General features: G+C 62.8%; 8 protein-coding genes. 5 read left to right on the top strand and 3 right to left on the bottom strand.

Annotated elements, in window-relative coordinates:
* Positions 1–91: 91 nt before the first annotated feature.
* The 3 genes from treS (at position 92) to H0Z09_RS15680 (ending at position 6900) form a co-directional block, all read left to right on the top strand.
* Positions 92–3439: a maltose alpha-D-glucosyltransferase gene (gene treS, locus H0Z09_RS15690; RefSeq protein WP_186691355.1), complete on the top strand. Its 3348-nt coding sequence runs from the start codon at positions 92–94 to the stop codon at positions 3437–3439.
* Positions 3436–5673, top strand: coding sequence for a 1,4-alpha-glucan branching protein GlgB (gene glgB, locus H0Z09_RS15685; RefSeq protein ID WP_186691354.1), 2238 nt, complete (start codon positions 3436–3438; stop codon positions 5671–5673). The genes treS and glgB overlap by 4 nt, the downstream gene beginning before the upstream one ends.
* 156 nt (positions 5674–5829) lie before the next feature.
* Entirely contained in the window at positions 5830–6900 is a 1071-nt protein-coding gene (locus H0Z09_RS15680; RefSeq protein ID WP_231998962.1) for a GGDEF domain-containing protein, read from the top strand.
* A 145-nt stretch (positions 6901–7045) separates the two neighbouring features.
* On the opposite strand, the gene H0Z09_RS15675 is transcribed toward H0Z09_RS15680, so the two are convergent.
* The 3 genes from H0Z09_RS15675 to H0Z09_RS15665 form a co-directional block, all read right to left on the bottom strand.
* Complete coding sequence (locus H0Z09_RS15675) at positions 7046–9226, bottom strand: ATP-binding protein (RefSeq protein ID WP_186691353.1); 2181 nt, start codon at positions 9224–9226, stop codon at positions 7046–7048.
* A gap of 153 nt (positions 9227–9379) precedes the next feature.
* Positions 9380–10231, bottom strand: a complete 852-nt coding sequence (locus H0Z09_RS15670) for a CAP domain-containing protein (RefSeq protein ID WP_186691352.1) — start codon at positions 10229–10231, stop codon at positions 9380–9382.
* An 81-nt stretch (positions 10232–10312) separates the two neighbouring features.
* Positions 10313–11527, bottom strand: a complete 1215-nt coding sequence (locus H0Z09_RS15665) for an MFS transporter (RefSeq protein WP_186691351.1) — start codon at positions 11525–11527, stop codon at positions 10313–10315.
* A gap of 112 nt (positions 11528–11639) precedes the next feature.
* On the opposite strand from H0Z09_RS15665, the gene H0Z09_RS15660 reads away from it, so the two are divergent.
* The gene (locus H0Z09_RS15660) at positions 11640–12548 is read left to right on the top strand and encodes a LysR family transcriptional regulator (protein WP_186691350.1); all 909 of its coding nucleotides are present in this window, start codon (positions 11640–11642) and stop codon (positions 12546–12548) included.
* Positions 12549–12568: 20 nt separating this feature from the next.
* On the top strand, positions 12569–13234 hold the full coding sequence (locus tag H0Z09_RS15655) for a GNAT family N-acetyltransferase (RefSeq protein WP_186691349.1): 666 nt from the start codon (positions 12569–12571) through the stop codon (positions 13232–13234).
* Positions 13235–13264: the final 30 nt, after the last annotated feature.

Below are 13264 nucleotides of genomic sequence, written 5' to 3'. Positions count from 1 at the left end.
ATATCCACTGATCCACCGCCTTCGCGAGCAAGCCCGCTCCCACATTGACCGAGTTCAGTCTGCAAGATTGTGAGTATTTCAGGAGTTTCAAATGGCGAAGAAACCCAAGGCTGCCACCTTTATCAAAGACCCGCTCTGGTACAAGGACGCGGTGATCTACCAGGTTCACGTCAAATCCTATTTCGACTCCAACAACGACGGCATCGGCGACTTTCCCGGCCTGATCGCCAAGCTGGACTACATCGCCGACCTGGGCGTGAACACCATCTGGCTGCTGCCGTTCTACCCTTCGCCGCGCCGCGACGATGGCTATGACATCGCCGAATACCGTGGCGTGCACAGCGACTACGGGACCATGGCCGACGCCAAGCGTTTTATCGCCGAGGCGCATAGGCGCGGGTTGCGGGTGATCACCGAACTGGTCATCAACCATACCTCCGACCAGCATCCCTGGTTCCAGCGTGCGCGCAAGGCCAAGCCCGGCTCGGCGGCGCGGGACTTCTACGTGTGGTCGGATGACGACCAGAAGTACGACGGCACCCGCATCATCTTTTTGGACACCGAAAAGTCCAACTGGACCTGGGACCCGGTTGCCGGCCAGTACTTCTGGCACCGGTTCTACTCGCACCAGCCCGACCTCAACTTCGACAATCCGCAGGTGATGAAAGCGGTGCTGAGCGTGATGCGCTACTGGTTGGACATGGGCATCGACGGCCTGCGCCTGGATGCCATCCCGTACCTGATCGAGCGCGACGGCACCAACAACGAAAACCTCGCCGAAACCCACGACGTTCTCAAGCAAATCCGCGCCGAGATCGACGCCAACTATCCGGACCGCATGTTGCTGGCCGAAGCCAACCAGTGGCCGGAAGACACCCAGATGTACTTCGGTGACCGCAAGGGCGACGACGGCGACGAGTGCCACATGGCGTTCCACTTCCCGCTGATGCCGCGCATGTACATGGCGCTGGCCCAGGAAGACCGCTTCCCGATCACCGACATCCTGCGCCAGACCCCGGAGATTCCCGCCAATTGCCAATGGGCGATCTTCCTGCGCAACCACGATGAACTGACGCTGGAAATGGTCACCGACAAAGAACGTGACTACCTGTGGAACTACTACGCCGCCGACCGCCGCGCGCGCATCAACCTGGGCATTCGTCGGCGCCTGGCGCCGTTGATGGAGCGTGACCGTCGCCGTGTCGAGCTGCTCAACAGCCTGCTGTTGTCGATGCCCGGCACGCCGACCCTGTATTACGGCGATGAAATCGGTATGGGCGATAACATTTACCTTGGCGACCGCGATGGCGTGCGCACGCCGATGCAATGGTCCATCGACCGCAACGGCGGCTTCTCCCGCGCCGACCCGGCCAGCCTGGTGCTGCCGCCGATCATGGACCCGTTGTACGGCTACCAGTCGGTCAACGTCGAGACCCAGACCCAGGACCCGCACTCGCTGCTCAACTGGACGCGCCGCATGTTGGCGGTGCGCAAGCAGTCCAAAGCGTTTGGCCGCGGCAGCCTGAAAATGCTCTCGCCGAGCAACCGGCGCATCCTGGCGTATACCCGCGAGTACACCGCGCCGGATGGCCGCACTGAAATCATCCTGTGCGTGGCCAACGTATCACGCAGTGCCCAGGCGGCCGAACTGGACCTGTCGGCGTTCGCCGGCATGGTGCCGGTGGAGATGCTGGGGGGCAACGCCTTCCCCCCGATCGGTCAGTTGAATTTCCTGCTGACCCTGGCGCCCTATGGCTTTTATTGGTTTGTATTGGCGGCGGAGAATCAAATGCCCAGCTGGCACGTGGAACCTGTTCAAGGCATGCCCGACTTCACCACTCTGGTGCTGAAAAAGCGCCTGGAAGAGTTGCTGGACGAGCCGTGCCGCACCACCCTACAGTCGACCTCATTGCCCACCTGGCTGCCCAACCGGCGCTGGTTTGCCGGTAAGGACACGGCGATCGACAGCGTGCATATCGCCTATGGCGTGCGCTTTGGCGATGCCCAGCATCCGGTATTGCTCAGCGAGCTGGAGGTGACCGCGGGTGGCCAGGTCAGCCGTTATCAGTTGCCGTTCGGCTTCCTCGCCGAAGACCAGTTCACCAGCGCCTTGCCGCAGCAACTGGCCATGGCCCGGGTGCGCCGAGCGCGGGAAGTGGGGTTGGTCACCGATGCGTTCAGCCTTGAGTCGTTTATCCGTTCGGTGATCCAGGGTTTGCTGGCGGGTACCGTGCTCAGCACCAGCGATGGGGATATCCGCTTTGAAGCGACGTCGCACTTGACCGATCTGCAATTGAAGGATGACTTCGCGGTGCGCTACCTGTCCGCCGAACAGTCCAACAGCTCGGTGGTGGTGGGTGAGAGCCTGGTGCTCAAGTTGATCCGTAAAGTCAGCGCCGGTGTGCACCCGGAGCTGGAAATGAGCGCCTACCTGACCGCCGCCGATTACCCGAACATCTCGCCGTTGATGGGGGCTGTGGTTCGCCGCGACGCCGAAGGCCAGGACAACCTGCTGATGATCGCCCAGGGTTACCTGAGCAATCAGGGCGACGCCTGGACCTGGACCCAGAACAACCTGGAGCGCGCCATCCGCGACGAATTGGCCGAAGCGCTTTCCGAGCAGGAACAGCACTATAACGCCTTGGGCGAACTGAAGGATTTCGCCGGGTTGCTCGGCCAGCGCCTGGGCGAAATGCACCTGGTGCTCGGCGCGCAGACCACCAACGCGGACTTCAAACCTGAGGTCACCACCGCCAAAGACACTCAGGCATGGGCCAAGGATGTCGGCGCGCAACTCGACCGCGCGCTGCAATTGCTCAAACTTAACCAAGCGCAATTGAACGCAGCCGATCAAGCGTTGGTCAGTGAATTACTGGCGCAGAAAAAGGCGATTGCCGCGCATGTCCAGACGTTGGCGAAAGCCACTGCGGGCGGACTGCGTATCCGCGTCCACGGTGATTTGCACCTGGGCCAGGTACTGGTGGTAAAGGGCGATGCTTATCTAATCGACTTTGAAGGCGAGCCGGCGCGACCACTGCATGAGCGACGGGGCAAGCACAGCCCGTACAAAGATGTGAGCGGCGTGTTGCGTTCGTTTGATTACGCGGCGGCGATGGCCCTGAACCTGCAAGGCGTGGACCACTCGCCCGAAGCGGACCAGGCACGCAGGCGCGTCACCGATCGCTACCTGAAAGAAGCACGCCTGGCTTTTACCCAGGCTTATCAGGCCGCTACGTCTACACTGGCGCATGACTGGCAGGATGCCAACGGCCAGGACGCGGCGCTGACCTTGTTCAGCCTGGAGAAGGCCGCGTATGAAGTGGCTTACGAAGCGGAAAACCGCCCGACCTGGTTGCCGGTGCCCCTGCAAGGGTTGCACGGACTGTTGAGCGGGCTTGCACCTAAATCGAAAACTGCACGCGGTGGGGAAACGTCATGAGCTTTACACATAAAGAACCGCTGCAACCGAAGTTGACAGCATTGCCGGCGTCCAAGGACGTCGAAGCACTGGTACGCGCCGAACACCACGACCCATTCTCGATCCTCGGGCCGCACGATGATGAACACGGCGGCCAATTCATCCGCGCGTTTCTGCCGGAGGCTTTGAGCGTCCAGGTGCTGGCGCGTGACGGCAGCGAGCAGCTCGGCGCCCTGGACGCGAGCCAGGTGCCAGGTTTGTTCGTCGGGCACTTCAATACCCGTCAGCCGTACCTGCTGAAGATCCAGTGGGCCGGCGGCGAGCAGATCACCGAAGACCCTTACAGCTTCACTCAATTGTTGCTGGGTGAGATGGACCTGTACCTGTTTGCCGAAGGCAATCACCGCGACCTCAGCAGTTGCCTGGGCGCCCAAGTGACCAATGTCGACGGCGTGCAGGGCGTGCGGTTCGCTGTGTGGGCACCGAATGCGCGGCGGGTGTCGGTGGTGGGCGACTTCAATATCTGGGACGGGCGCCGGCATCCGATGCGCCTGCGTCATCCTTCCGGCGTCTGGGAGATCTTTATCCCACGCCTGCAACCGGGCGCGGCCTACAAGTACGAAATTCTCGGTGCCCACGGGATCCTGCCGCTCAAGGCCGACCCGATGGCGCTCGCTACCCAGATGCCGCCGGACACTGCGTCCAAGGTCGCCGCACCGTTGCAGGTGGACTGGCAAGACCATGAATGGATGCAGTCCCGCGTCGACAAGCAAAAGACCACGGCGCCGCTGTCGATCTACGAGCTGCATGTGGGTTCGTGGCAATGCGAGCTGGACGAGGCGGGCGAAGTGGCCCGGCAATACAATTGGCGCGAACTGGCTGAACGTCTGGTTCCCTATGTGCAGCAACTGGGTTTCACCCACGTCGAGCTGATGCCGATCATGGAACACCCGTTCGGCGGTTCCTGGGGTTACCAGGCGCTGTCGCAATTCGCGCCCACGGCGCGGTTCGGGTCGCCGGAAGATTTCGCGTACTTCATCAATGCCCTGCACCAAGCCGACATCGGTGTGATCCTCGATTGGGTACCGGCGCATTTCCCCACCGATACCCACGGCCTGGCGCAATTCGACGGCACCGCGCTGTATGAATATGCCAACCCGCTTGAAGGCTTCCATCAGGACTGGGACACGCTGATCTACAACCTGGGCCGCACCGAAGTGCATGGCTACATGCTGGCTTCGGCCCTGCACTGGCTCAAGCACTTCCACATCGACGGGCTTCGCGTGGACGCCGTGGCGTCGATGCTTTATCGCGATTATTCACGCAAGGCCGGTGAATGGGTGCCCAACCGTCACGGCGGCCGCGAGAACCTGGAAGCCATCGAATTCCTGCGCCATTTGAATGACGTAGTCGCCCTGGAAGCGCCTGGCGCGCTGGTGATCGCCGAGGAATCCACTGCCTGGCCGGGAGTGAGCCAGCCGACGCAACAGGGCGGCCTGGGCTTCAATTACAAATGGAACATGGGCTGGATGCACGATTCCCTGCACTACATCCAGCAGGACCCGGTGTACCGCGCCCACCATCACAACGAGCTGAGCTTCGGCCTGGTGTATGCCTGGTCCGAGCGTTTCATCCTGCCGATCTCCCACGATGAAGTGGTGCACGGCAAACATTCACTGATCGACAAGATGCCCGGCGACCGCTGGCAGAAGTTTGCCAACCTGCGCGCCTACCTGGCCTTCATGTGGATGCACCCTGGCAAGAAGCTGCTGTTCATGGGCTGCGAATTCGGCCAATGGCGCGAGTGGAACCACGACCAGCAACTGGACTGGTATCTGCTGCAGTACCAGGAGCACCAGGGCGTGCAGAAGCTGGTGGGCGACTTGAACCGCCTGTACCGCGAGGAGCCTGCGCTGCATGAGCAGGATGACGCGCCGCAGGGCTTCCAGTGGCTGATCGGTGACGACGCAGTCAACAGCGTGTATGCCTGGCTGCGCTGGAGCAAGGATGGCAAGCCGGTGCTGGTGGTGGCCAACTTCACTCCGGTGCCGCGTGAGGCCTATACCGTCGGCGTGCCTTTCGCCGGACGCTGGAAGGAAGTCATCAACACTGATGCCGAGATGTACGCCGGTTCCAATTACGGAAATGGCGGCGAAGTCATCACCCTGGATGAGCCGCGCCACGGCCAACCGGTGTCGCTGTCGTTGAATGTGCCGCCGCTTGGGGTGCTGATCCTGCGACCGGAATCGCTCTAAAGGCTCTACCGCGCTGGATTCTATTGTCCGCGCTACTGGCAGGGTGCCACAATGGCGCCTTTGTCATGGCAGTCGGATCAGGCGGATCTCATGAATGGCCTTGGGCGTGGGCAGGATCAGGATTGCTTTATAGAGGAGCAGGTGCGAACTGACCGTTTGCATCAGCTCTTCCGGCAGTCTTTCGCCGCCATTTTCGGCAGCTACATCGCGGCGGTGATGCTGTGCTGGCTGTGCTGGGACCGGTTTGACAGCCAGGTCATCCTGATCTGGCTGGTGGTGCTGGCAGGTTCATCCCTGTTGCGCGTGAAGATGTTCGTGGAGTGGTTTCGTTGCCCCGAGGCCGAGCGTACGCCAAGGCGCTGGGAGCGCCGTTACTGGATCACATTGGTGCTCTCCGCCGGCATCTGGGGCCTCGGCGCCCTGGCGGTGATGCCCACCGATGACCGCTTGTCCCAGACGCTGGTCATGCTGTTTACCGTGGGCATGTCGGTCGGCGCGGTTTCCTGTTACTCGGCTTATCGCTATATGTCGCTGGTCTCCATGGGCCTGGTGCTGTTGCCGTGCACCCTGTGGTTGTTGGTCCAGCCCTCTTCGACGCAGGTGGGCGTGGCCATTGCGGTGCTGGTGTTTTCGACCTTTGTGATCAGTGCCACGCACAAGTTGTCCGATGCTCTGGAGAAGGCGTTCCGCCTGACCCGGCAAATGGAGCGTGCGCACACTATTTCCACGCGCGCCGCACAGACCGATGAACTCACCGGCCTGATGAATCGTCGCGCGTTTTTCGATCATGCCCAGGTGCTGTACGAGCGCTGCCGCCATCACCAGCAACCGTTGTGCGCACTGATGCTGGACATGGATCACTTCAAGGCAATCAACGACACCTACGGCCACCAGGCCGGGGACCAAGTGCTGCGCCAGATCGGCGGGGTGATCACGGCCTCGTTCCGCCAGGCCGACGTCTACGGCCGGCTGGGCGGCGAAGAGTTTGCAGTGTTGCTGCCCAACACCTCGCTGGAAACCGCGCGGGCGATTGCCGAACAACTGGTCAAGGCGATTGCCGGCCTCGCCTGTGAACCCGTGCATGGGTTGAGCGCCAGCCTCGGCGTGGCGCACACCGATGCTCAGGACCAAGACCTGCACAGCCTGATGAACACCGCCGACAAGGCGCTGTACCGCGCCAAGGCCCTGGGCCGTAATCAGGTGGCGGTGGCGGCCGAGCAGGGCTGAGCCCAAGGCGCCCTAAGCTTTAATGTGTGTCGAGAGCGGAGGCTGCGAAGGTGGCGGCACTGCCGGCATTTTCATCGCCTGACACTGCGCTTTCGCTGCCTCGCTAAAGCTCGAGAGCTCCCACAGGGATCGGCTGTGTGGGTTGCTAGAGCATTGCCTTGGCCAGCGCTCGTGCCACCTGATCGGCGGAGTAGGGCTTGGGCAGAAACTCGAACCCTTCGTAGCCGCTGTCGGCCAGCTCTTCGCTGTAACCGGAGGTGAGTACCACCGGCAAATCCGGGCGACGTTCACGCAGCAGCCTGGCCATCGCAACGCCGGTCATGCCTGGCATCACCACATCCGAGAAAACCCCGTCGAACGCCAGGGCATCTTCGCCGGCCAGGGCGAGTGCCTGTTCGGCATTTGTGGCCCATGTGGTCTGGTAACCCAGGTCCTGCAGGATCTGATTGGCGAAGCGGCCCACTTCCAGGTTGTCCTCCACGATCAGGACGTGGTGCTGCGTCGTGTCCTGGAGCTGATGCTCATCTTCCTGAGGGCGAGGGTGCTGCTCTGCCTGCGGCGCCACTTCGGGCAGGTACAGAGTAAAGATCGCGCCCTGGCCGAGCTGGCTGGCCACATCAACGTTGCCGCCGGACTGCTTGGCAAACCCGAATACCTGGGACAACCCAAGCCCAGTGCCTTTGCCGACCGCCTTGGTGGTGAAGAACGGCTCGAAAATATGCTCGAAGGCGTCAGGTGTGATGCCGTTGCCGGTGTCGGCCAACGAGATGCTCACAAACGGTTGGTGGGACGCTTCATCGCCTCGGATTCGCGGCATTCCTTCAACCCTGGTGACGCGCAAGGTCAGGGTGCCTTGGCCGTCCATCGCATCCCGGGCATTCAGGGCGATGTTGATCAGCGCGGTCTCGAACTGGCTGGCATCGACGCGCACATGGCAAGGTTGCTCGGGCAACTGCACCTGCACATGAATGCGTGCGCCGGTGACGCTTTCGAGCATCTCGCCGATGTTATGGACCCGTTGGCCCGCATCGAAGACTTCCGGGTTCAGCGGCTGGCGCCGTGCGAAGGCGAGCAGTTGACTGGTGAGTTTGCTGGCGCGCTCGACGGTATCGGAGACGGCGCCCATATACCGTTGGCGCCGCTGCTCGGAAAGCCCAGGCTGGCGCAGGAAGTCCACCGAGGAGCGAATGATGGTCAACAGGTTGTTGAAGTCATGGGCCACGCCGCCGGTCAGTTGGCCAATGGCTTCGAGCTTCTGGGACTGGCGCAACGCCGCTTCGGCCTCGGTGAGCGCGGTGGTGCGCTCCTGCACCCGTTGCTCCAGGGTCGCGTTCAGCTCGGTAAAGGCTGCGAGGCCTTCGCGCACGGCAGCGTCGGCCCGTACTCGCTCGATATGGGCCCAGGAGCGTTCAGTGACTTCGCCCACCAGCGACAGGTCATAAGGCGACCACGCCCGGGCGGCTTTGTGGTGCACCGACATCAGGGCCGTCAGGCGGCCATCCTTGATCAGCGGGAAGCACACCGTCGCCAGCGCCCCCAATGCCTGGTAGCTGGCGGCTTGCTCGGGCGGGAATTCGACGCGATTGTCCTGCACGACCAGCGGCTCGCCCGCGCGCAACTGCTGTACCGCTCGGGCGCCGAACGACGCCAGGCTGTAACGCCCCACAATGCTCGGCGAACCTGGCGCCGCCCAGTTGCCGCGAACGGTAAAGCCATCTTCGTCGGCATCCATGTCGGCATAGGCGCAATTGGACACCTGCAGTTGCTCGGCCAGCAGGCGCGTGGTGGTGGACATGATGCTGGCGGCGTCGGTGGCATTGGCCACGGCGCTGCCAATGGCATCCAGCACGGCCAGGCGGCGGTTGAGGAACACGGTGGCGGTGGTTTCAGTGACGGTATCGAGCATGCCCACGACCTTGCCCTGAGGGTCGCGGATGGGGCTGTAGCAAAAGGTGAAATAGGCCTGTTCGGGCCCCGCGCCGCGCTCGATCAGCAGCGGGAAATTCTCGATATAGGTGGCATGGCCTTCGAACGCGGCGTTGGCGATGGGGGCGATCTCGGCCCAGGCTTCGCTCCAGATTGCGCTGAACGGACGCCCCAACGCGTAGGGTTTGTCGCCCAGGATCGGACTGAACGCGTCATTGTAGAGCGTGATCAGCTGCGGCCCCCAGACGATGGCCTGGGGGAAACTTGAGGCAAAGCACAGCGCGACGGTGGTCTTGAGCACATCCGGCCACTGCTCCAGCGGCCCCAGGGGCGTACTCGCCCAGTCATGCTGGCGAACCCGCTCAGCCATGTCGCTGCTACTTTGCAGCCAATTCATCATTGCAAAACACCTTGTTAACCACGGTCTTGTCGGTTGCCTGACGGGTTCAGGCTGCCAAGCTACAGACCGGGTTGGCGGCCATCGGTTCCGGGACAATTATCCACGAGATGGCTATTTGATGTCTCCCTCGGATGAGTGAATTGGCTAACGTCCTTACTGGGCGCCGAAAACCGCCGTCCAGTAGATCCCCGCATCGCTCTTTGGGTCCATGGCGTACGCCGCGCCCAGTTCGCGAAATTGCGGGTTCATCAGGTTGGCGCAATGGCCGGGGCTGGCAAGCCAGCCGTCGACGACCTTGCGCGGTGTGTCCAGGCCCGCAGCGATGTTTTCGCCAATATTCTTCGCGATATATCCGGCCAGTTCGGCGCGATCGCCGGGGGTGCGCCCGTCGTGGTCGAGGTGGTCGAAGAAGTTGCCGTTGGCCATGTTGCGCGTATGGCTGTTGGCGGCGCCGGCCAGGTCGTCATTCCAGGACAGGGGCGTGGTCGCGGTAAACCCCTGGGTGCCGCACTGGCGCGGTTGCGCGCGGGCGGTGTTGATCAGGTTGAGCAGTTGCTTGCCTTCGGTCTGCCAGTCGCCCAGGCCGCTGGTGAGCAGCGGGCGGGCGAGCACGATGCGCCAGTCCTGGCCGCTGTTGCTCACGCCGATATCGACGAATTGCGGATCCAGCACCACGCGGCAAAAGCTTTCGCGCACCGCCTTCATGGCCGACTGGGCATCCTTGGGCCCGGACAGGCTGATCGCCTGCACGTTGACCATCGGGTAAGCGGCCCGCGCCAGTGCCTGCTGCAAATCGCCCACGTTGTTGGCCGGCAGCACCAACCGCGTATCGCTGGCCAGGGGCGGCAGTTCCTGAGAGCCCTGGTCGCCGCAGCGTTGCACCTGGCTGCGGTATTGGTTGATCTGTTGTATCAACTGACTTTCTTCATTCGCCATCGCGCTGGCGCAGAACACCAGGCTGGCGGCCAGCGTCGTAAGACCCATCATCAATGACAGAACGCGCATGGACGTTACCCTTGAGCTTGAAAGTGCCCATGATGCGCGATGTAACCCGGTCTGGCGCAACGCCTTTTTTGTTTTTTTGCCTCAACGGATGTTCTGCGGGGCATTGAAGCCCCTGATGCGGCCAGATGCCATTGCACTGGCCAGCAGAATCAAACCCAACGCCACGCTGAAGGTCAGGTGCATGCCGTGGGCTACGGATTGCGCGGTTGCATGGGTCACATCCGGGGTCGCCCAGGCAAACACCGCCCCCAGGGCCGAGGTGCCGAAGATCAACCCAAGGTTGCGCGACAGATTCAACAGGCCTGCGACCGTGCCGCGACGCCCACCTTCCACGTCGCTCATCACCGCCGTGTTGTTGGCCGCCTGGAACAGGCTGTAGCCGCAGGTCAAAATGACCAACCCGCCCAGGTACATCAACAGGTCCGAAGCGATTGACAGCAGCAGGGCGCCACAGGCCAGCACGCCCAACCCGGCAAGTGTCACGCGGCGGCTGCCGAGACGGTCGGTCAGGCGGCCGGCCGGTATGCCGCTGACCGCCGCGACACACGGGCCGACGGCCATGGCCAGGCCCATCCACGCCGGCTTGAGCCCCAGGCCATGGGACAGATAGAACGGCCCCACGACAAAGGTGGCCATGATCACGGCGGCCACCAAGGCACTCATGGCCAAGCCGGCTCGCAACGAAGCGTCCTTCAACGACGACCATGCATTCGGACCCATGGATGAAGGCGCGTGCGGACGGTCAGCCGGTAAACAGCGCCAGGCGAGCACCAGCGCCAATACACCCAGCGGCACGCCCACCAGGAAGATCGCACGCCAGCCCCAAGTGCCCAGCAACATACCGCCAACGCCGGGCCCCATGGCGGTACCGACGGCCGACATCGTACCCAGCAAGCCCATCACTCGTCCGGTGCGTTCACGGGGTACCGTGTCGCCGACCATGCCCATGGCCATGGCCATCATGACTGCCGCGCCCAGCCCCTGCAGGCTGCGCGCGGCGATCAGCCATTGAAGTGATGGTGCCATGCCGCACATTCCGCATGCCACGGCGAACAGGCACAACCCGGCGAGCAACAAGCGTCGCCGGCCCAATCGGTCGCCCAGGCGTCCGGCGCTCACAATCACCGCCGTGATCGCCAGCAGGTAAGCCAGCACCACCCACTGTACGGCGTGAAACGATGCATCAAATGCCCTCGCCAGGCTGGGCAGGCCGACGTTGGCGATGCTGGTGCCGAGGGAGGCCAGCAACATGGACAGGGACAGGCTGGAGAGGCTGCCGCGTGAGGCGTTCTGCATGGGGAATCCTGGAGTGAAGGCAACTGTCACAAATCTACGGTGTGCCCTACCATGGCGGAAGACGCATGGCTTGCAGCTCACACATGCGCGTGACGCCTGATAAGGAATGCCAATGCCTGATTTCAATCTGCTGGTCACCCTGGATGTCTTGCTTGCCGAAGGCAGCGTCGCTGCTGCGGCCAGGCGTTTGCGCCTTAGCCCGTCGGCCATGAGCCGCGCGCTGGCGCGGTTGCGCGAAACCACGGGCGATCCGTTACTGGTACGCGCGGGTCGCGGCCTGGTGCCTACGCCAAGGGCGGTGGAACTGCGCGAACAGGTCAGCCGTCTGGTGCAGGACGTCAACGCGGTGTTGCGCCCCGTGCACGTCCTGGATATGGCACGGGTGGAGCGCACCTTTACCTTGCGCACCATCGAGGAGTTTGTCGAAAACTTCGGCCCGGCGTTGTTGGCACGCATCGCTCAGGACGCACCCTGCGTGCGCCTGCGGTTCATCAACAAGACCGACAAGGACAGCACATTGCTGCGAGAAGGCAGCGTCGACCTGGAAACCGGCGTGGTCGACCCCACCGCCAGCCCGGAAGTGCTGACCCAGGCGCTGTTCCGCGACCGTCTGGTGGGGGTGGTACGCAGCGGGCATCCCCTCAGCCAGGGCAAGATCAGCGCCGAGCGCTACGCCCGGGGCCAGCATGTCTATGTGTCCCGGCGCGGCCAGTACCGTGGCCAGGTCGACGACGCGCTTGAAGCCCTGGGCCTCACGCGGCAGATCAGCACAGTCGTCGCCGGGTTCGCCACCGCCATTGCCCTGGCCCGCGACACTGACCTGATCGCCAGCGTGCCAGAACGCTACACCGCCCACCGACGACACGGCCTGCACAGCTTCGCCTTGCCCCTGGAACTGCCGGACTTCAGCGTGGCGATGCTCTGGCACCCACGGCTGGATGCCGACCTGGCCCATCGCTGGTTGCGCGGATGTTTGCGTGAGGTGTGCGCGGTGCAACAGGTACAATCGCCACTGCCTTGATGCCAAGCCCAGGAATTTGCATGTTCAGCCTTACCCGCTACACCACACCGTGCCCCGAGCCAGTCAATGGCCAGATCCTGCAGATGGTGGTGGATAATCTCACTGACATCAGCAGCGTGGCACTGCCGCCGAGTAACCTGCTGTACAACATTTACCAGTACGCCATCGGTTTTGAGGTGCATCTGTATCTGGAAGCGCTTGATGGTTCCAAGGGGATTGCCGTTGAACTGGTCGTGGCGATGGAAGACGAAAAGCTGCTCGGCTTTTGCCTGTATCTACCCGTGAAGGACGACCCTCAAGCCTGCGGCATCGCGTTCATGGCGGTACAGGCCGGTTTCCGGCGCCAGGGCGTGGCACGGCGGATGATGCAGGACGTGCTGGCTCGCTATCCCCATGCCGAACTGGCCTGCGCGGTGGAAAAGGTTCCGGCGTTCGAAGCCATGGGCTTTAAGCTACGCGGCGCGCGCGGCACCCAGGTACTGATGAATACCCGCGACTACGGCACCGATGGGCTGATGGGCGTGCTGGATGTGGCGGCGATCTACAGCTCGTTGGAAGTGCGGCAGATTCATACGTACCTGCTGCAAAAACATGGCAAGCGCGCGATGGCGGATGCCGAGAAACAGCGCGATCGGCATCTCGATCAGTTGGCGCGCAAGGTGCGGCTGTTTATTGCCGGGCGTTAGCCTCTGCCTGGCCCCAGCAGGGTCTGTAGT

The sequence above is a fragment of the Pseudomonas sp. SWRI18 genome, from assembly GCF_014268345.1.
Taxonomy (GTDB): domain Bacteria; phylum Pseudomonadota; class Gammaproteobacteria; order Pseudomonadales; family Pseudomonadaceae; genus Aquipseudomonas; species Aquipseudomonas cedrina.
This window is presented reverse-complemented; position numbering and strand designations above follow the sequence as displayed.

Coding starts and splice junctions, on each gene's coding strand:
- H0Z09_RS15660 (WP_186691350.1), top strand. CDS start 11,640: ATGCCTGATTTCAATCTGCTGGTCACCCTGGATGTCTTGCTTGCCGAA.
- H0Z09_RS15675 (WP_186691353.1), bottom strand. CDS start 9,226: ATGATGAATTGGCTGCAAAGTAGCAGCGACATGGCTGAGCGGGTTCGC.
- treS (WP_186691355.1), top strand. CDS start 92: ATGGCGAAGAAACCCAAGGCTGCCACCTTTATCAAAGACCCGCTCTGG.
- H0Z09_RS15670 (WP_186691352.1), bottom strand. CDS start 10,231: ATGCGCGTTCTGTCATTGATGATGGGTCTTACGACGCTGGCCGCCAGC.
- H0Z09_RS15655 (WP_186691349.1), top strand. CDS start 12,569: ATGTTCAGCCTTACCCGCTACACCACACCGTGCCCCGAGCCAGTCAAT.
- H0Z09_RS15665 (WP_186691351.1), bottom strand. CDS start 11,527: ATGCAGAACGCCTCACGCGGCAGCCTCTCCAGCCTGTCCCTGTCCATG.
- glgB (WP_186691354.1), top strand. CDS start 3,436: ATGAGCTTTACACATAAAGAACCGCTGCAACCGAAGTTGACAGCATTG.